Genomic DNA, 18,496 nt, shown 5'->3' with positions numbered 1-18,496 from the left:
TACGCTCCGGGCGACTTCGCCGAGGGCGAAGCCCTCCAGCGGGATCAGGCCTTCTTCGACTCCGCGTAGTTGCGCAGGAACAGCGCCTCGGCGACCGACATCCGCTCCAGCTCCTCGGGCGACACGCTCTCGTTCACCGCGTGGATCTGCGCCTCGGGCTCGCTCAGCCCGATCAGCAGGATCTCCGCCTCGGGGTAGAGGCTCGCCAGGGTGTTGCACAGCGGGATGGAGCCGCCCATGCCGGAGGACTGCATCTCCTGGCCCGGGTAGGCGTCCCGCATCGCGTCCGCCATCGCCTGGTACGCCGGGCTGCTCACGTCGGCCCGGAACGGCTGGCCCTGGCCCACCTGTTCCACCTTCACCCGCGCGCCCCAGGGGGCCCGCGACTCCAGGTGGGCGGTGAGCAGCTTCGTCGCCTCGGCCGCGTCGTGGCCCGGCGGCACCCGCAGGCTGATCTGGGCCCGGGCGCTCGCCTGCACGGACGGGGTCGCGCCGACCACCGGCGGGCAGTCGATGCCGATGACGGTGACGGCGGGACGGGCCCAGATGCGGTCCGCGACCGTACCCGTGCCGATCAGCTCCACCCCGTCCAGCACCTTGGCGTCCTGCCGGAACTCCTCCTCCGGGTACTGGATGCCGTCCCAGTCGGCGTCACCGGTCAGACCGTCGACCGTGGTCGTCCCGTCCTCCGCGCGCAGCGACGCCAGCAGCTGGATCATCGCGGCCAGCGCGTCCGGCGCCGCACCGCCGAACTGCCCCGAGTGCAGGTTCCCTTCGAGGGTGTCCAGCTGCACGCGCAGCATGGACATCCCCCGCAGCGTCGCCGTGACCGTCGGCAGCCCGACCCGGAAGTTGCCGGTGTCCCCGATGACGATCGTGTCCGCGCGCAGCAGCTCCGGGTGAGCCTCCGCGTACCGCTCCAGACCGCCGGTGCCCTGCTCCTCGGACCCCTCGGCGATCACCTTCACCGAGACCGGGACGCCACCGTCCGCCTTGAGGGCGCGCAGCGCGAGCAGGTGCATGATGAACCCGCCCTTGCAGTCGGCCGCGCCCCGCCCGTACCAGCGTCCGTCGCGCTCGGTCAGCTCGAACGGCGGGGAGATCCACGCCGACTCGTCCAGCGGCGGCTGTACGTCGTAGTGGGCGTAGAGCAGCACGGTCGGCGCCCCGGCCGGCCCCGGCAGGTAGCCGTAGACGGACTGCGTCCCGTCGGGGGTGTCCAGGAGGGCGACGTCCGTGAACCCCTCGGCGCGCAGCGCGTCGGCGACCCAGTCGGCCGCGCCCTCGCACTCGCTCCTCGGGAACACCGCCGGGTCCGCCACCGACTGGAACGCCACCAGCTCGGCCAGTTCCTCCCGGGCGCGGGGCATCAGCGAGGCGACGGTCTCGGGAATCGGACGGGCGGTCATGGGCACGCTCCTCGTGGGTGCGACGTTATGGGTAGGGCGCGGTGTGTACGCGACCGTGTGCGAAGCCGTGTGTGCGACGACGCATGTACGACGAAATCATGGCCGATCCTCCCACAGGAGGGCCGGCCCGCAGCGCGCCGTAGGATGCCGTGAGCAGCTTGGGGCCACTGGTCGGATCGGGAGCAGAAGCACATCGTGAGCAGCGAGAACGCAGACGCCGGACGTGAGCCGGAAGAGTCGTTGGTGTGGGATGTCGTCGTGGTCGGCGCCGGACCGGCCGGGGCATCGGCGGCGTACGCGGCAGCCGTGGCGGGCCGGAGAGTCCTGCTGCTGGAGAAAGCGGAACTGCCGCGCTACAAGACCTGCGGCGGGGGCATCATCGGCTTCTCCCGGGACGCCCTGCCGCCCGGGTTCGAACTGCCCCTGAAGGACCGCATCCACGCGGTCACCTTCTCGCTCAACGGCAAGCTGGCCCGCACCCGCCGCTCCCGGCGGATGCTCTTCGGGCTCATCAACCGCCCCGAGTTCGACGCCGGGCTGGTCGAGGAGGCGCAGAAGGCCGGGGCCGAACTGCGCACCGGCGCCTCGGTGGTGCGGGTCGAGCAGCACGGTCCCGCCGTGCCCGACCGGCGAACGGTCGCCGTGGTGCTGGCCGGTGGTGAGACCGTGCTCGCGCGGGCGGTCGTCGGCGCGGACGGCAGCGCGGGCCGGATAGGAGCCCATGTCGGGGTGAAGCTCGATCAGGTCGACCTCGGCCTGGAGGCGGAGATCCCGGTTCCGGCCACCGTCGCGGAGGACTGGGCGGGCCGGGTCCTCATCGACTGGGGCCCGATGCCGGGAAGCTACGGCTGGGTCTTCCCCAAGGGCGACACTCTCACTGTGGGCGTCATCTCGGCGCGCGGCGACGGCGCGGGCACCAAGCGGTATCTGGAGGACTTCATCGCCCGCCTCGGCCTCGCCGGGTTCGAGCCTGCCGTCTCGTCGGGCCATCTCACCCGCTGCCGCAGCGACGACTCGCCGCTCTCCCGCGGCCGGGTCGTGGTCTGCGGCGACGCGGCCGGACTTCTTGAGCCGTGGACCCGCGAGGGCATCTCCTTCGCGTTGCGCTCGGGACGGCTCGCGGGGGAGTGGGCGGTGAGGATCGCCGAGGCGCACGACGCGGTGGACGCGCGGCGTCAGGCCCTCAACTACGCGTTCGCCATCAAGGCCGGCCTCGGCGTGGAGATGGGCGTCGGCCGCCGCATGCTCAAGCTGTTCGAGCGCCGGCCGGGCCTGCTGCACGCGGTGCTGACCGGTTTCCGCCCGGCCTGGAAGTCGTTCGCCGGAATCACCCGGGGCACGACGTCGCTGGCCGAGCTCGTCCGTACGCACCCGCTGGCACAGCGGGCCCTCCACGCCCTGGACCGCTAGCCCCCCACGCCACGCCCTGGGCCGCTCGCGGCCCACACCCGCGACCGGCGACCGCGCCCCCGTTGTCCGTACCTCCCGTACGGCACGGGGGCGTCGTCATGCCTCGACCGTGATCCGGAAGACCGGGTGGTCCGGGCAGGCGGCCAGCAGCTCGGCGTCCGTGGACTTCGCCGTGACCCCCTGGAAGTACTGGTTGACCTCCCAGCCCCACCGCTCCAGATAGGCCCGGATGATCCGGGCCTTCTCCGCGTCGTCGGGGATCTCCACGGCGGTGAAGCGGTTGAACCTGCGCCCCAGCCGCAGCTCCCCGCCGCCCGCCACGCGCATGTTGCGCACCCACTGCGAGTGGCCGCGTGCCGAGACCAGGTAGCGGTCGCCCTCGAAGGTGTGGGTGTTGACCGGGAGGCGCTGCATCTGGCCGGTCCTGCGCCCGCGCACCGACAGCTCGGCGGAGCCCATCAGGCTGAAGCCGTGCCGGGCCAGCCGGCCGACGACCTTGTTGAAGCGGGCGGCGGAGGCGCTCGCCCGGAGGTAGTAGGGCTGCTGCGACATGATGACTCCCGGGTTACGGAGAGAGCGGTGCTCTCGCTTGAGATCAGTGTGCACGCAAGGGCGATCCAAAGCAAGAGCACTGCTCTCGTTCATGGTCACTGCTCCGTTGGCATGGCAGACTGACCGTATGAGCACCATCCGAGGGGCCAGGGAACGCGCCCGTATCGAAGTGACCGCGGCCATCAAGGACGAGGCCAGGAAGCAGCTCGCCGAGCAGGGCGCGCCGAAGCTCTCGCTGCGGGCCGTCGCCCGGGAACTGGGTATGGTCTCCTCCGCGCTCTACCGCTACTTCCCCAGCCGCGACGACCTGCTGACCGCGCTGATCGTCGACGCGTTCGACGCGATCGGCGCGGCGGCGGAGCAGGCGGCGGCGGGGGAGCGGGCGGAGGTGGTCCCGCCCGCCGAGCGATGGGTCGCCGTCGCCTGTGCCGTACGGGAATGGGCGCTCGCCCACCCCCACGAGTACGCCCTGATCTACGGCTCGCCCGTCCCCGGCTACATCGCCCCGATGGACACGGTGGGGCCCGCGGCGCGCGTGGGCCTGGTCCTCGTCGACATCGTCCGCGGCGCGCACCGGGCCGGCCGCCTCGTCCTCCCGCCGCTCGCGGACGAGCTGCGCGCCGACGCGGAGCGGATGGCCGCCGATTTCGCCGAGGGTGTCCCGCCCGAGGCGGTGGCCGCCCTGGTCGCCGCCTGGGCGCAACTGTTCGGCCTGATCTCCTTCGAGCTGTTCGGCCAGTTCAACCGGGTCGTCGAGGAACGTGAGGCGCTGTTCCGGCAGGCTGCCGGTGAGCTGGCCCGCTCGGTGGGCCTGCGCGACGCCGATACGGACTGACGGGCCGAGCGCTGCCCCGCCCGGCTTTCCCAGCGGCGTACTCCCCACGGAGTGCGGGTGATCACCACGCACGGCGGACGCTTTCGGGCCCGCCCGCCGTCTGGCGTGGCCGCCATGGACGAACTGCGACCGCCGCACCGGGGCGGGCCGCCGTGGCTGTCCGGCGCGCGCTCGCGGACCGCCGCCGGGCTGCCCTGGGTGTCGACGGTGGTGCTCCTGGTGTTCGTCATGGTCGGTACGGGCTTCGCCGAGGAAGGACAGGGCCGCCGGCCCCTGGACCCGGCGGTCCGGCTGCTGCTGTTCGTCGCGGTCGGCGTGCTGCTCCTGCGCCGCCGCCGGCCGTGGTCGCCGTGGCCACGACCTGCGCGGCGACCCTCGTCTGCCTCGCGGCGGGCTATCCGTACGGTCCGGTGTTCGTCGCCGTCGGCTGCTTCAGCGCGATCGTGACCGGACACCGCAAGGCCGCCTGGTGGTCGCTGGGCGGGCTGTGGGCCGGGCACGTCCTGGTCTCCCACTGGCTCTACCGCTGGCTGCCGACGGACGGGGACCGGGCCGCGCCCTGGTCGCAGGAAGGGTCTGTCACCGCCTGGGTGGTCGCCGTCGTGGCCGCCGCCGAACTGCTGCGGGTGCGCCGCGAGCGGTGGGCGGCGGCCCGGGCCGAGCGCGAGGCGGCCAAGCGGCGCCGGGCCGACGAGGAACGGCTGCGCATGGCGCGCGAACTCCACGACGTGCTGGCCCACTCCATCTCCGTCATCAACGTCCAGGCCGGCGTCGGGCTCGCGCTGCTCGACTCCGACCCGGAACAGGCCCGCACCGCCCTCACCACCATCAAGGGGGCCGGCAAGGAGGCGCTCGACGAGATACGCCAGGTGCTCGCCCACCTCCGTACGCCCGGCGACGCCCGACCTCCCCCGCCCCCGGCCTCGACCGGCTGCCGGAACTCGTCGAACAGGCCGCGGCCGCCGGACTCGCCGTCACCGTCGACAGCGAGGGCGACCCGTCCGCCGTCCCGCCCGGCGCCGGACTCGCCGCCTTCCGCATGGTCCAGGAAGCCCTGACCAACGTCGTCCGCCACTCCGGTTCCCGTACCGCCGAGGTGCGCGTCGGCTACGGCTCCGCGCGTCTCCGTCTCCGTATCGACGACGCGGGACCGGCCACCGGCGGCGACGCGGGCGGCAGCGGCAATGGACTCGTCGGGATGCTGGAGCGGGGCCGCCGCCCTCGGTGGCACGATCGAGGCGGGCCCGCGCCCGGACGGCGGCGGGCGGGCTTCCGAGCCCTGCTGGACGCGCAGCCCGACATCGAGGTCGCCGGGGAGGCCGCCGACGGCGAGGAGGCCGTCCGCCTGGTCCGCGAACTGCGCCCCGACATCGTGCTGATGGATATCCGCATGCCCCGTCTCGACGGACTGGCCGCCACCCGGCGGATCACCGGCGACCCGGAACTGAACGCGGTGAAGGTGGTCATGCTCACCACCTTCGAACTCGACGAGTACGTCTTCGAGGCCCTCCGCAACGGAGCCTCGGGCTTCCTGGTCAAGGACACCGAGCCGGAGGAACTGCTGCGCGCGGTACGGGCGGTGGTCGGCGGGGACGCGCTGCTCTCCCCGGGCGTGACGCGCCGGCTGATCGCGGAGTTCGCGGCCCGCTCGAAGGAACCGGCCGCCGCCGCCTCGCTCGCCCTGCTCACCGAGCGGGAGCGGGAGGTGATGGCGCTGGTCGGCATCGGCCTGTCGAACGAGGAGATCGCCCGCAGACTGGTCGTCAGCCCATTCACCGCGAAGACCCACGTCAGCCGCACGATGGTCAAGCTGGGAGCCCGCGACCGGGCCCAGCTCGTCGTCCTCGCCTGCGCATCGGGGCTGGTGCTCCCCGGCTGGCTCGGCTGAGCCGGCCCGACCTCACCACGTGACGGCGGAGTTGTCCGTCCAGAGCCTGGCCACCGCGCGGTCGCCGCGCAGGGTGACGGCGGAGAGCGGAAGCCGGTTCCAGAGGGCGAGGTAGAGCCCCTCGGCCGTACCACTCAGCTCGCAGTCGACATCCTCCGCGTTCTCCTCACCCGCCGTGCGCACGGTCTGCGGCGGGTCGTCGGAGATCCGCACCGTCCAGGTCGCCGCCGTGTCCACGGCCCGTACCCGCAGTGTGCGCGGCTTGTCGGAGCGGACCCGGCTCTTGGGGCGGGCGTGGAAGCCGACGAGCAGTTCGTCGATGCCGTCGACGGCACGGTCGACGGAGACGGGGGTCAGCGGACCGCCGAGCGCCGATTCCGCGTCCACCCGGTGCACCGTCGTCTCGTTGAGCTGGCGGCGGGACCAGAACGCCAGCGGTGAGGGGGCCGGCAGGAAGGTCCAGCACTCCAGGTCCGCGGGCGCCTCCTCCAGGGACCGGACCAGATGGCGGTGCCCCTCGCGGAACCAGGCCAGGAGGCCGGCGCCGTCGAGATCGGGCTCGCCGCCGTCCGGGTGGTACGCGGTGTGGCCTTCGGTGATGAACGCCGCCGCCCACCGGTGCACCATGCCGGTGTGCCGCAGCAGATGGCGTATCTGCCAGCCGGGACAGGTCGGGACGGACGCCCCGGGGCCGGCCTGTTCGGCGGCCGCCGCGAGCAGCCGCCCCTCCTCGGGCAACGACGCGATGTGCTCGGTGATCTGCATGGCGGCGATTGTGCCAGGGCCGCGATGGCCGCGACCGGGATCGGCGGCCCCACCGGCCCGGGCGGACGGTCAGACGGGCGCGCTCGTCGTGGCGTTGCGGGCCGTGTAGCCCAGGACCGCCGCGGCCGCGGCCAGCAGGGCGACCGTGGTCAGGGCCACCGGCAGCGAGAACCAGTCGGCGAGGAAGCCGATCGCGGGCGGGCCGAGCAGCATCCCGCCGTAGCCGAGCGTCGAGGCGGCGGCGACCCCGCTGGGACCGGCCAGTTCGCCCGCGCGCCCCACGGCGACGGGGAAGATGTTGGCGAGCCCGAGCCCCGTCACCGCGAAGCCGGCCAGCGCCGCCCAGGCGGTCGGCGCCAGCGAACCCAGCAGCATCCCGGCCGCGGCCGTCGTCCCGCCGAGAACCAGGGTGCGGGTCTGGCCGAGCCGTTCCAGGAGCAGGGTTCCGGTCAGCCGGCCCGCCGTCATCGTCAGGGCGAACAGCGCGTATCCGGCGGCGGCGAGCCCGGGGTGCGCGCCCAGATCCTGTTCCAGGTGGAGCGCGCCCCAGTCGGCCAGGGCCCCTTCCCCGTACGCCGTGCACAGGGCGATCACACCGAAGAGCACGACGATCCGACGGGCCCGGGGCGACAGCCGCTGCCTCGGCTCGCGCGGGCTGACGGCCTCCGGGGCGGCGGGGGCCGGGCGGTACCGGAGCAGGGAGGGTCCGGCGAACGCGGTGACCAGCAGGCCGATCCCGGCCAGCAGGAACAGATGGATGGAGGCGGAGAGGCCGCCCGCGACCAGCCCGCCGAGCCCGGCGCCGACCATCCCGCCGAGGCTGAACGCCGCGTGGAAGCTCGGCATCACCGGCCGGTGCAGAGCGGCGACCAGATCGACGGCGGCGCTGTTCATCGCCACGTTCATGCCGCCGTACGCTGCTCCGAACACCAGCAGCACGAGGCCGAGGGAGAGCGCCGAGTGGGTCTGGGCGGGCAGGGCGATGCTCAGGGGGAGCAGGACACCGCAGGCCACGGTGACGGCATGGCTGCCGTAGCGGCGGCAGAGCCGGCCGGTGAGCATCATGGTGATCACCGCACCGGCGGAGACGCCGAGCAGGGCGAGGCCGAGGGTGGAGGCGGATGCTCCGGTCTGCTGTTTGATGGCCGGGATACGGACCACCCAGCCGGCGAAGAGGAACCCGTCGAGGGCGAAGAACACGGTCAGCGCGGTACGGAGGCGGGCCGACGAGGGTGGGGCGGTGTCTCCGCCAGGTCCCCCCGGTAGGGCCGTCCGCAGTTTGTTTAGTTGCGGCACAAACTCAGCATAGGGGCGCTCCGGCGGCGGACGCAACACCGCCGCACACCGCGCGTTCCGGGGGTACGGCCGTGGCCGGAACGGGGTCCCCGGCCCGGCCCTGGGCGTCCGGGAAGCCTCCGGATCATGGGAGACTCGCCCCCATGAACGGCAAGGCGACCACCACCCGGACCAAGTTGGAGAGGGGCCGCAGCGCGCTCGGGCCCGCACTGGAACTGGTCCACACCGGACGCGCCCCCACTCGGGCCGTCCTCACCTCCGAACTCGGCGTCACCCGCGCCACCGCCGGGGCGGTCGCCGCGGAACTGGAAGCGCTCGGGCTGATCCGCGTCGACTCCAGCCCCGGGTCGGCGGCCGGGTCCCAGGGCCGCCCCTCGCACCGGCTGTCCGTCCTGGAGACCGGCCCCGTCGTCCTCGCCGCCCAGGTGCACGCCGACGGCTTCCGGGCCGCGCTCGTCGGGCTCGGCGGCCGGATCGTCGCCACCTCGCCGGGCTGTGTCGCCGTGATGGCGGACCCCGCGCAGGTGCTCGGCGAGGTCGTGGAGGCGGGAGCCGAACTGCTCCGCGCGAGCGGGCTCCGCTGCGTGGGCGCAGGTCTCGCCGTGCCGTCGGCGGTCGCCGAACCGGAGGGCACCGCCCTCAACCCGCTGCACATCGCCTGGCCGGCGGGCTCCCCGGTCCGGGACATCTTCGCCGCCTGCGTACGCCGGGCGGGCATCACGGGGCCCGCGTTCACCGGCAACGACGTCAACCTCACCGCGCTGGCCGAGCACCGGCACGGTGCGGGGCGGGGTGCCCAGCATCTGCTGTGCGTGGCCACCGGACACCGGGGCGTCGGCGGGGCCCTCGTGCTCGACGGCCGCCTGCACAGCGGGAGTTCGGGCCTCGCCCTGGAGGTCGGCCACCTCACCGTGAACCCCGAGGGGCGCCCCTGCCACTGCGGCGGGCGCGGCTGCCTCGACGTGGAGACCGATCCGCTGGCCTTCCTCACCACCGCCCGCCGTGAACCCGGCCCCGAGGAGTCCCTCCTCAAGCAGGCCGGGAACCTGCTCCGTGCGGAGTACGACGATCCGGCGGTGCGACAGGCCGCCGAGGCGCTGATCGACCGGCTGGGCCTGGGGCTCGCCGGACTGGTCAACATCCTCAACCCCGACCGCATCATCCTCGGCGGCCTCCACCGCGACCTGCTGGAGGCGGACCCCGAGCGGCTGCGCGCCGTCGTCGCCGACCGGAGCCTGTGGGGGCGCAGCGGCAGCGTGCCGATCCTGCCGTGCACCCTGGCCCACAACAGCCTGGTGGGCGCCGCCGAACTCGCCTGGCAGCCGGTCCTCGACGACCCGCTCGCCGCGCTGGCCTGAGCGGCCGCCGAGCGGTCATCGCGCGAGAAGGCGCGCTCCCACCGGAGTACGCGCACGGCCGCCGGGTGGACGACGCCCGGAGCGCCTCGTCCCGGCAGGCTCGAAAGCGACCGGAAAGGCACCGTGCCGACCGCGAACGAGGGAGCTGACCGAGATGAACACCCTGGCGCACACCGGCGGGCCCGGCCCCTGGGCCCTGCTCTTCCCGCTGTTCCGGGCGGCGGTCGTCATCGGAAGCGTCACCCTGCTGCGCCCGCACCGTGTGGCGCGGGCGCAAGGGCCCATGGCAGACGGCCCGCACTCCCCAGGGCGCTCCCGGACCGTCCTCGCCGATCGCGCTGCTCGGCCGACGGTTCGCCGCGGGGGAGATCGACGAGGACGAGTGCTGGCGCCGACTGTCGGCGCTGGACGAGCAGTCCGGCCGGACCGCGGGCGGCGGACCGGCGTGACCCCGTGGTCCCCGGAGGCCCGGCCCTGTCCCATCGGCCCGCGCGGGCCGACCGGACAGGGCCTCCCCGTCAGCCGACGACGGCCGACCGGGCGGGCAGGGCCGCGATGTCGTCGGGGGTGATGGTCACGGCTCCGAACGGCCCGTCGGTCGTCGACCCGTAGACCGCGAGCGGCGGCAGGGTCGAGGCGCCGGTGACCGCCGGCAGGGTGAACCAGACGGCCTTCCCGGCCGAGCCGATCGGCCGCACGCCCCAGCTCTCGCTGACGGCGGCGATGAGCGCCAGCCCCCGGCCCGAGGTGGCGAACGAATCCGCCTCGTTCACCGTGGGCAGCCGCGGATCGTGGTCGTGGACGGAGACCGTCAGACGGTCGAGCAGCAGCTCGATGTCGACGGTGCATGATTTGTCCGGCTGTGCGTGCCGGTGAACGTTGGTGAGAAGCTCGGTGACGCCCAGGGCCGCCTGGTCGATCAGAGGATCGAGATGCCAGTAGCGCAGTTGCGCCGAGATGATTCTGCGGACTTGACCGATCCGCGACGGCAGGGCCTGGAGCTCCACCGTGCAGTGCCTGCTTGGCTCGCTGATCACGGCTGCGACTCCCCGAAATAGGTCCGGAAGAAGAGAAGAGACACGAACGGGCCCGGCGGACGACTGACTGCCGAATCCGCTCTGCTCTTGTCGTGTCTGCTCGTGTCGCGCGACCCGGTCCGTGGAGCGGATCGCTCTGTCACCGATGCTGCACCTTCAGTGACGTGGATCCAGCGTGGCCCAGGGGCTGTGGCTCCGCAACTCGCGGCGGAGCCCGACGGCCCGGCACCCGGTCGCCGTGGACGTGCGGCGGGCTCAGTCCCGGCGGCCTCCCGCGCTGCGCAGCGTCTCCAGGAAGCGCCGCAGCGGGGCCGCTCCGTCGCGTCTGCGGTTGCGCTGCCCCATCGTCAACCGGTAACGCACCCCGTTCACCCGGGCGATGACGGAATCCGCCGCGATGAACCACCACTTGCGGGCGCTGACCGTGCCCACCGGGGCGCTGTCGATCTCCCGCCCGTTGCTCGTGAGCAGGGACAGCCGGCCGTCCTTCACCACCACCTGACCAGCCCTGGTCAGCGACCTGGTGAACCGTTCGATCCTGACCCCCGACGCACTGAACTCGACGTCCGCCATCGCGGATTCGCCCCCCTTCGTCACTACTCCTGCTGTTGCAGTGTGCCCGGACGCGGGCCGGACCGCCAGAGGGCCCGAAAGCCCGGCGCACGGCCGCCCGCACCGCACGCCACAGCCGCCCCGCAGGCGGCGGTCAAAGGCAGCGCTATGGGCCATCAAAGTGACCGTTTGTGCAGGTGGGGTACATATCGTGGGAGGTGCGAGCGCGGATCGACGACCAACAGGAGCAGGCCCATGAAGACCAGTGAACACGCGTCCGGAAGCGGGGCCAGGGCGACCGTGGACATCGACCGCAGTGACCCGGAGTACCGGTCCTGGCTGAAGGAGGCCGTCCGCAAGGTCCAGGCCGACGCCAACCGCTCCGCCGACACCCATCTGCTGCGCTTCCCGCTGCCCGAGGCGTGGGGCATCGACCTGTACCTCAAGGACGAGTCGACGCACCCCACCGGCAGCCTCAAGCACCGCCTGGCCCGCTCGCTCTTCCTGTACGGGCTCTGCAACGGCTGGATCAGGCCGGGCAAGCCGGTCATCGAGGCGTCCAGCGGCTCCACCGCCGTGTCGGAGGCGTACTTCGCCAAGCTCATCGGCGTCCCGTTCATCGCCGTGATGCCGCGCACCACCAGCCCCGAGAAGTGCCGCCTCATCGAATTCCACGGCGGGCAGTGCCACTTCGTGGACGACTCGCGCACCATGTACGAACAGTCCGCGGCGCTCGCCGCCGAGACCGGCGGACACTACATGGACCAGTTCACCTACGCGGAGCGCGCCACCGACTGGCGCGGCAACAACAACATCGCGGAGTCGATCTACCAGCAGCTGCGCCTCGAGCGCTACCCGGAACCCGCGTGGATCGTCGCCACCGCCGGAACCGGCGGCACCTCGGCGACCATCGCCCGCTACGTCCACTACCTCCAGCACGACACCCGCATCTGCGTGCCCGACCCGGAGAACTCCTGCTTCTTCGACGGCTGGACCCACCACGACCCGCACGCCACCAGCGACCGCGGCTCACGCATCGAGGGCATCGGCCGCCCGCGCATGGAGCCCAGCTTCGTGCCCGGCGCCATCGACCGGATGATGAAGGTGCCCGACGCCGCCAGCGTCGCCGCCGTCCGCGCCCTGGAGCGCGCCATCGGCCGCAAGGCGGGCGGCTCCACGGGCACCGGACTGTGGAGCGCGTTCAAGCTGATCGCCGAGATGGTGGAGCGCGGCGAGCAGGGCAGCGTCGTCACGCTCCTGTGCGATCCGGGCGACCGCTACCTGGACAAGTACTACTCCGACTCCTGGCTGGAGGAGCAGGGCCTGGACATCGCCCCGTACACCGCCGCCATCGACGACTTCCTCGCGACCGGCACCTGGCCCTGCTGAGGGTCCGCGTCCGGCCCGCGCCCCGCTGGGGCCCGCCGCCCGACCGCTCAGGGCGTCGTCGTCGCCAGCCGGGTGTCCAGGCGGCGCACAGCGTCCCGGAAGGACCGGCCCACCCCGGCCCGGCCCAGGCTCAGCACCAGGCGGAACAGCCCCGTCCCGTCGGCGGCGAAGGTCCACTGCACCCGGGTCCCCGACCCCTCCGGGGTGAGCCGCCACTCCTCCAGCAGGGCCCGCAGACCAGGTGCGTTGGTCTCGTCGACCCGGTAGGCGTAACAGTGACCCGGGTCGGTGGCGACGATCGTCTCGCGGAAACGGACCCCGCCCCGCAACCGCACCTCCCGGCCCGCGCCCCCGTCGACGGGCGTGGCCCGGGTGACGGCGGTGAACCAGGACGGCCAGGACGCGACATCGTCGGCGAGCGCGCGGTACACCACGTCCGGGGGCGCGGACACCTCGGCGGCGAACACCAGCCGCATCGGTGCCGAGTCGGTGAAATCCCTTCCCACGGTACGGAGTCGGCGTGCCATCCCGTGCACCTCCCGGCGGTGTGCTGTCGCGGTGTTGCGTCTGTGGAGCGCACACCCTAGCGGCCCGGCCGTCAGTTGTCTGTACCACTGCCGGTCACCGCTTCGCGACCGCCGCCTGCCACCGGTCCGCGCCGCTTCTCCTCCGCCGCTGCCGCCTCGGCGATGTTGCGCGCCATCCCGCCGAACACCACTGAGTGGAACGGCCACACGCTCCACCAGTACGCGTGGCCGAACAGGCCGCGCGGATGGAACAGCGCGCGCTGCCCGTACAACGTCCGGCCCCGCTCGTCGCGGCGCACCGACAGCTCCAGCCAGGCCAGCCCCGGCACCCGCATCTCGGCCCGCAGCCGCAGCAGTTCGCCCGGCACGATCTCCTCCACCCGCCAGAAGTCCAGCGAGTCGCCCACTCGCAGATGCTGGGCGTCCCGCCGGCCGCGCCGCAGCCCCACCCCGCCGACGAGCCGGTCGAGCCAGCCCCGTACCGCCCAGGCCAGCGGGAAGGAGTACCAGCCGTTCTCCCCGCCGATGCCCTCGATCACCCGCCACAGCGCCTCGGGCCCGACCGGCACGGCCATCTCCCGCTCGTCGCGGTAGAGGCTGCCGCCCGCCCAGTCCGGGTCGGTGGGGAGCGGGTCGCTCGGCGCGCCCGGCACCGCGGCGTTGGACCAGCGGGTGTCGACCCGCGCCTCCTGGATCCGCTTCAGGGCCAGCCGCAGCGCCCGGTCGAAGCCGATGGTCCCGTCCGGCGGATCGGGGACGTACTCCTTGACGTCGTGCTCCGCGCAGACCACCTCGTGGCGCAGCGACTCCGTGAGCGGCCGGGCGATGGAGCTGGGCACCGGAGTGACCAGACCGACCCAGCGGCTGGAGAGCGTCGGGGTCAGCACCGGCACCGGCAGGATCAGCCGCCGCCGCAACCCCGCCACCGCCGCGTAGCGCTGCATCATGTCCCGGTACGTCATGACGTCCGGGCCCCCGATGTCGAAGGCCCGGTTCACCTCCGCCGGCAGCGCCGCGCATCCCACCAGATAGCGGATCACGTCCCGTACGGCCACCGGCTGGATCCGGGTCCGTACCCAGCTCGGGGTGATCATCAGCGGCAGCCGCTCCGTCAGATACCGCAGCATCTCGAACGAGGCGGAACCCGAGCCGATGACGATCGCCGCGCGCAGCACCGCCGTCGGCACCCCGGAGTCCAGCAGGATGTGCCCCACCTCGGCCCGCGAACGCAGATGCGGCGACAGGTCCTCCTCCGGCACTCCGGCCGGGGTCAGCCCGCCCAGGTACACGATCCGGCGCACCCCGGCCGCCCGCGCCTGCTCGCCGAAGGTCCGGGCCGCCCTGCGGTCGGTCTCCTCGAAGGACGAGCCGGTGCCGAGCGCGTGCACCAGGTAGTACGCCACATCGACGCCCCGCATCGCCTCGGCCAGGGAGCCGGCGTCGGTGACATCGCCGCGCACCACCTCGACCCGGTCCGCCCACGGGTAGTCGCGCAGCTTCTGCGGCGTTCTCGCCAGGGCCCGCACCCGGTACCCGGAGTCCAGCAGCGCGGGCACCAGCCGCCCGCCGATGTACCCGGTGGCCCCGGTCACCAGACAGCGCGGGGCCGGTCCGTCGGGGAGTTCCGCGCTGCCGCCGGGGCCTTCCTCAAGATCCGTCACCTGTCCGAGTGTGCCAGCGGACGGCTCCGGGGGCCGGTCGAGGACTCCGTACAGCGGCATCGGACCCATCGGTACGGTGACGCCCCCGGCCCGGGCCGCCACACCTGGCCCTCCCGCGGGCTCAGCGCACCGCCGTGAGCGTCCCGCCCTCGCGCAGCGACGCCGTCAGCTCCACGTCGGCGTCCCGGGCGCCCGCACCGCGAACGTCGGCCCGCCCGCCGCGCCCCGCACCGCCCCGCTCGCCTCGATACGGGTCACCGCCCGGCTCCCCGCGGCCAGGACGTACCACCGGCCCGAGGCCGCCCTCCAGTGCGTGCCCGCGAGCACGTGCTGCCCGAACCGGCTGCACAGCGCCGTGTCGTCGCGGCCGGCGACCACCGCGGCCGGTTCCGTGGGCGAGACGGCGGGGGCGAGGAACTGCACGAGGACCCGGCCCGGGCCTTGCCAGGTGTCGGCGCGGGTGCACAGCCAGTCGGCCGACGCGCGGCCCTCGGGGAGCTTCTGCTCGGCGAAGGCCCAGTTGTTGACGGACCGTACGCCGGAGCCCGCCAGGGTCCGCAGGGAACACGCCGTACGGGCCCAGGCGAGCAGCGCCTCGGTGCTCGTCGCCTCACGCGGCTGCCGGGCCGGCGTACCCCGCCCGGGCTTCGGGGTGTACGTCAGATGGACAGGGGTCAGATCGCCCAGATCCGTCACCAGGAACGCGTGCTTCTCCACGATCCGCTCGGAGGACCGCAACCGGAGCACCGGCCACGTCTCGCACGCGCCGCCCGCGGCGGGCCGGGGCACCACGGCGGTGACCCCGTCCGGGCCCACCTCCAGCGGCTGTGCGGGCGTGTCCGGCGCGAGCAGGTCCCGGGTGGCCGACGCGTCGATCCAGGGGGCGAGCAGGAACCGCGCGCCGTCCCCCGTGCGGCTGACGACGACCGCCGCACCCGTCGTCACGTCCGCGTCGTCGGTCCGGGCGAAGTCGAGCGCCCCCCGCCGGACCCGGACAGCGGCTCCGCGTACCGCACCACCCGGACCCCGCCGTCGTGGAACAGCACCACCGCCGCCCCGTCCACCTCACCCGCGAACAGCAGCCGGGCGGCTGCGCGGGCGGCACCGTGACCGTCCCCGGCGTCGTGGACACCCGGGCCGAATCCGGCGGCCCCGCCCAGGCCCGCAGCGCCCGGCCCAACAGCTCGCCGTCGTCCGTGCGCTCACCCCTGGCCGGCCAGGCGGTGAAGTCGACGCGCGAGGTGTCCGCCCACCGCTCCGCCGCCGTCCGCATCAGCTCCGCCGGATCGAGCACCGGCGCGAACACCCCCGCCGGAGCCCTGTCCTCGCCCCCGCCCCGCGCCCCCTCCTCGACGGCGGCCGCCAGGCCGCCCGCCACCACGCACAGCACCGCCGCCACCGCCGCCGCCCGCACCCGGTGCCGACGCCGCAGCAGATCGCTGGGCCGGGTCTGGACCGTGCACGGGTCGAACTCGCCGGACCTGAGCAACGCCTGCGCCCCGGCCCGGTCCGGCCGCCCCAGCCGGGCCGCCCGGCGCACCGCACCCGCCGGATCCGCCGCCCCCGCCCCGGCCAGCAGCTCCCGGACGCCGGACTCGTCCAGACCCTCCAGCAGGTGCAGCGCGAACGCCGCCCGGACCGGCCCGTCCACCGCCGACAACGCCCGGTCCAGGGCCAGTTCGTCGACGCCGCCCGCCCGGGGAAGAGCCGCAGCCCCCACACCACCGGCAGGGCCGGACGCAGCGCGGCCGGCGCCGGGAGCCGCCCGGGCCACCAGCCGGGCCGCCGCTCGTGGGCCAGTGCCGCCCGCAGCACCCGCTGCCGCACCCACCCGTACGCCGAGTGCGGGGGGTTACGGTCCGCCGAGGCGCCCTCCGCGCCCTCCGGAGCGCCGGTCCGGCGGGACTGGGCCGGCACACGTGGGCTCGACGCCTTGCTCCCGGCCGCCGGCAGGGCCCGCTGGACGACGGCGTGAGCGGTCAGGACCCGGCGGTGCCGGCCGAGGGCCGGCGGCAGGACGACATAGGCGAGCCGCACGAGACGCGGGTAGTGCTCCACGAGGGCGGCCTCGGCCTGCTGCACGCCCGTGCGGTCGGTGCGTACGTCGGTCCGCTGCTGCGGTTGGTGGATCGGCATGAAATGGGTGCCTTCCGGGGCCGTGGCGGGGGTGTCATACCGACAAACGAGTCAATCGTGTGACGGTCACATCACCCGTACGCGGCGCGTGCCCTCCCTAGCCGTGCGCGTCGCCGGGGGAGGCGAGCAGGGCGTCCAGGACCTTGCCGAACATCCGTCGCCCGGCGGAGGCGAGTAGCGGGTCACCCCACCGGGGCACCAGCCGAACCCGCAGCTCCTCGACCCACACCACATGAGAACCGGAATCCGTGGGCAGCACGTCGATCGAGGCCCGGCCCAGCACCACGGAGCCCCGCTTCTCCAGTTGGCACACCCCGGCCCGGCCCCCGGCGGGCGGCGTCCACCGCACCACTTCCATCGGATCGTCGAACGCCAGCGGGCCCAGCCCCGTACGCGCCACGAAGACCGTGCCGAGCCGCGAGGGCAGGCCCGTCGGGACCGAGACCGACGTCAACGGCACCTGCGCGGCGTGCCGTTCCCAGTCGGTCACCCGGCACCAGGCCTCGGCTGCGGGGAGAGGGGAGAAACGCTCGATCCGGAAGACGGCCACACCGCGATCCTAGAGCGTGTACCGCCGCCCCGCCGAGCGGAACGGAATCCGCAGCGCCGCGGTCGGACAGCCGCTCGACAAGATCTTCATCAGTCTTCTAGGCGTCGTCGGTCCCGTCGCGGGCTTCGCCCGCCACCACCAGACCCGGCAGATGCTCCTCGATCTCCGCGCGCAGCTCCGGAGCCAGTCCCGCGTCCGTGACCAAGGTGTCGACCTCCTCCAGCGCGGCGAAGGAACTCAGGCCCACCGTGCCCCACTTGGTGTGGTCGGCCACCACCACGATCCGGCGCGCCGCCCGGACGAAACGGCGGTTGGTCTCCGCCTCCGCGAGATTGGGGGTCGAGAGCCCCGCCTCCGCCGAGATCCCGTGCACGCCGAGGAACAGCACATCGAAGTGGAGGGAGTCGATGGCCCGGTCCGCGACCGGCCCGACCAGCGAGTCCGAGGGGGTGCGCACCCCGCCCGTCAGCACCACCGTCGCCGCCCCGGGGCGCGCGCCGCGCCCTGTGGCCGGACGCTGCGCGTCGTGGAACACGTCGGCCACCCGCACCGAGTTGGTCACCACCGTCAGATCCGGCACGTCCAGCAGATGCCGGGCCAGCGCGAAGGTCGTCGTCCCGCCGAGAGCGCGATGGCGCTGCCGGGCACCGCCAGCGCCGCCGCCGCCCGCGCGATGTCCTCCTTGGCGCTCGGCTCCAGCGCCGACTTCGCCTCGAACCCGGGCTCGTGCGTACTCGCCTCCACGACCGGGACCGCACCGCCGTGGACCTTCTCGATGACGCCCTGGCGGGCCAGTGCGTCCAGATCCCGGCGGATCGTCATGTCGGAGACGTTCAGCCTCCGGGTCAGCTCGTTGACCCGGACCCCGCCGCGCCTGCGCACCTCGTCGAGGATCAGCGCACGGCGCTGCTCCGCGAGCAGGTTCTGATTCTCGCTCAACGCCGGGTCCGGTCCTTCCCTCTGCCGTACCGTCCGCAGCGGTCTGCGGGCCACGCTCATCCTGCCACGCAGGCATGTCCGGCGTACCACCTGGGGAGATTCCGTGAGACCGCTCACGCGGCCGCCCCGGACCGGGGATCGTGGCTCCGGGCGGCCCGCCGCTTCCCCGCCCCGGCCCGTCCGCCGCCCCGT

General features: G+C 73.8%; 14 protein-coding genes and 4 pseudogenes. 7 read left to right on the top strand and 11 right to left on the bottom strand.

Annotation, left to right across the window (positions count from 1 at the left end; translation table 11 throughout):
- Positions 1-44: 44 nt before the first annotated feature.
- A complete protein-coding gene (locus CCZ36_RS01820) occupies positions 45-1,409 on the bottom strand; it encodes a dipeptidase (protein WP_128816914.1) in 1,365 nt (454 codons plus the stop codon).
- A 195-nt stretch (positions 1,410-1,604) separates the two neighbouring features.
- On the opposite strand from CCZ36_RS01820, the gene CCZ36_RS01815 reads away from it, so the two are divergent.
- Positions 1,605-2,819, top strand: coding sequence for a geranylgeranyl reductase family protein (locus CCZ36_RS01815; protein ID WP_069740283.1), 1,215 nt, complete (start codon positions 1,605-1,607; stop codon positions 2,817-2,819).
- A gap of 96 nt (positions 2,820-2,915) precedes the next feature.
- Here CCZ36_RS01815 and CCZ36_RS01810 read toward each other — a convergent pair whose 3' ends face one another.
- A complete protein-coding gene (locus CCZ36_RS01810) occupies positions 2,916-3,371 on the bottom strand; it encodes a nitroreductase/quinone reductase family protein (RefSeq protein ID WP_069740284.1) in 456 nt (151 codons plus the stop codon).
- A gap of 127 nt (positions 3,372-3,498) precedes the next feature.
- On the opposite strand from CCZ36_RS01810, the gene CCZ36_RS01805 reads away from it, so the two are divergent.
- The 3 genes and pseudogenes from CCZ36_RS01805 (at position 3,499) to CCZ36_RS01795 (ending at position 6,094) form a co-directional block, all read left to right on the top strand.
- Entirely contained in the window at positions 3,499-4,206 is a 708-nt protein-coding gene (locus tag CCZ36_RS01805; protein ID WP_128816913.1) for a TetR/AcrR family transcriptional regulator, read from the top strand.
- 114 nt (positions 4,207-4,320) lie between these two features.
- Positions 4,321-5,585 (top strand): annotated as a pseudogene (locus CCZ36_RS35430) (sensor histidine kinase).
- Complete coding sequence (locus tag CCZ36_RS01795; RefSeq protein WP_237302818.1) at positions 5,486-6,094, top strand: response regulator; 609 nt, start codon at positions 5,486-5,488, stop codon at positions 6,092-6,094. Before CCZ36_RS35430 ends, CCZ36_RS01795 begins: the two are co-directional and overlap by 100 nt.
- Before the next feature lie 12 nt (positions 6,095-6,106).
- On the opposite strand, the gene CCZ36_RS01790 is transcribed toward CCZ36_RS01795, so the two are convergent.
- Together CCZ36_RS01790 and CCZ36_RS01785 are read right to left on the bottom strand one after the other, a co-directional pair.
- A complete protein-coding gene (locus CCZ36_RS01790; protein WP_128816911.1) occupies positions 6,107-6,859 on the bottom strand; it encodes a maleylpyruvate isomerase family mycothiol-dependent enzyme in 753 nt (250 codons plus the stop codon).
- A 69-nt stretch (positions 6,860-6,928) separates the two neighbouring features.
- Complete coding sequence (locus tag CCZ36_RS01785; RefSeq protein ID WP_128816910.1) at positions 6,929-8,059, bottom strand: MFS transporter; 1,131 nt, start codon at positions 8,057-8,059, stop codon at positions 6,929-6,931.
- 239 nt (positions 8,060-8,298) lie between these two features.
- Between CCZ36_RS01785 and CCZ36_RS01780 the strand changes: the two genes are divergently transcribed.
- Positions 8,299-9,513, top strand: a complete 1,215-nt coding sequence (locus CCZ36_RS01780; RefSeq protein ID WP_069740288.1) for an ROK family protein — start codon at positions 8,299-8,301, stop codon at positions 9,511-9,513.
- 154 nt (positions 9,514-9,667) lie between these two features.
- A pseudogene (locus CCZ36_RS01775) lies at positions 9,668-9,962 on the top strand (SHOCT domain-containing protein).
- A gap of 69 nt (positions 9,963-10,031) precedes the next feature.
- Here the strand turns inward: CCZ36_RS01775 and CCZ36_RS01770 are convergent.
- Both CCZ36_RS01770 and CCZ36_RS01765 read right to left on the bottom strand, forming a co-directional pair.
- The gene (locus CCZ36_RS01770; protein WP_176734705.1) at positions 10,032-10,550 is read right to left on the bottom strand and encodes an ATP-binding protein; all 519 of its coding nucleotides are present in this window, start codon (positions 10,548-10,550) and stop codon (positions 10,032-10,034) included.
- A 255-nt stretch (positions 10,551-10,805) separates the two neighbouring features.
- Complete coding sequence (locus CCZ36_RS01765) at positions 10,806-11,123, bottom strand: hypothetical protein (RefSeq protein WP_069740290.1); 318 nt, start codon at positions 11,121-11,123, stop codon at positions 10,806-10,808.
- Between the two features lie 234 nt (positions 11,124-11,357).
- On the opposite strand from CCZ36_RS01765, the gene CCZ36_RS01760 reads away from it, so the two are divergent.
- On the top strand, positions 11,358-12,491 hold the full coding sequence (locus CCZ36_RS01760; RefSeq protein ID WP_069744649.1) for a PLP-dependent cysteine synthase family protein: 1,134 nt from the start codon (positions 11,358-11,360) through the stop codon (positions 12,489-12,491).
- Positions 12,492-12,538: 47 nt separating this feature from the next.
- Here the strand turns inward: CCZ36_RS01760 and CCZ36_RS01755 are convergent, their stop codons facing one another.
- The 5 genes and pseudogenes from CCZ36_RS01755 to CCZ36_RS01735 all read right to left on the bottom strand — a co-directional run bounded on the left by CCZ36_RS01755 (position 12,539) and on the right by CCZ36_RS01735 (position 18,304).
- A complete protein-coding gene (locus CCZ36_RS01755; RefSeq protein ID WP_069740292.1) occupies positions 12,539-13,018 on the bottom strand; it encodes an SRPBCC family protein in 480 nt (159 codons plus the stop codon).
- A 71-nt stretch (positions 13,019-13,089) separates the two neighbouring features.
- A complete protein-coding gene (locus CCZ36_RS01750; RefSeq protein ID WP_069740297.1) occupies positions 13,090-14,679 on the bottom strand; it encodes an SDR family oxidoreductase in 1,590 nt (529 codons plus the stop codon).
- A gap of 121 nt (positions 14,680-14,800) precedes the next feature.
- Positions 14,801-16,815 (bottom strand): annotated as a pseudogene (locus CCZ36_RS01745) (hypothetical protein).
- A 97-nt stretch (positions 16,816-16,912) separates the two neighbouring features.
- Entirely contained in the window at positions 16,913-17,365 is a 453-nt protein-coding gene (locus CCZ36_RS01740) for an SRPBCC family protein (RefSeq protein ID WP_069735248.1), read from the bottom strand.
- Between the two features lie 97 nt (positions 17,366-17,462).
- Positions 17,463-18,304 (bottom strand): annotated as a pseudogene (locus CCZ36_RS01735) (DeoR/GlpR family DNA-binding transcription regulator).
- Between the last annotated feature and the right edge of the window lie 192 nt (positions 18,305-18,496).

The sequence above is a fragment of the Streptomyces sp. S063 genome (assembly GCF_002832675.1).
In the GTDB taxonomy this organism is placed as follows: domain Bacteria; phylum Actinomycetota; class Actinomycetes; order Streptomycetales; family Streptomycetaceae; genus Streptomyces; species Streptomyces sindenensis.
Note: the sequence above shows the minus strand (reverse complement) of the source record. Positions and strands in the feature narration are given on the sequence as shown.

Coding starts and splice junctions, on each gene's coding strand:
- CCZ36_RS01765 (WP_069740290.1), bottom strand. CDS start 11,123: ATGGCGGACGTCGAGTTCAGTGCGTCGGGGGTCAGGATCGAACGGTTC.
- CCZ36_RS01820 (WP_128816914.1), bottom strand. CDS start 1,409: ATGACCGCCCGTCCGATTCCCGAGACCGTCGCCTCGCTGATGCCCCGC.
- CCZ36_RS01805 (WP_128816913.1), top strand. CDS start 3,499: ATGAGCACCATCCGAGGGGCCAGGGAACGCGCCCGTATCGAAGTGACC.
- CCZ36_RS01790 (WP_128816911.1), bottom strand. CDS start 6,859: ATGCAGATCACCGAGCACATCGCGTCGTTGCCCGAGGAGGGGCGGCTG.
- CCZ36_RS01760 (WP_069744649.1), top strand. CDS start 11,358: ATGAAGACCAGTGAACACGCGTCCGGAAGCGGGGCCAGGGCGACCGTG.
- CCZ36_RS01780 (WP_069740288.1), top strand. CDS start 8,299: ATGAACGGCAAGGCGACCACCACCCGGACCAAGTTGGAGAGGGGCCGC.
- CCZ36_RS01755 (WP_069740292.1), bottom strand. CDS start 13,018: ATGGCACGCCGACTCCGTACCGTGGGAAGGGATTTCACCGACTCGGCA.
- CCZ36_RS01810 (WP_069740284.1), bottom strand. CDS start 3,371: ATGTCGCAGCAGCCCTACTACCTCCGGGCGAGCGCCTCCGCCGCCCGC.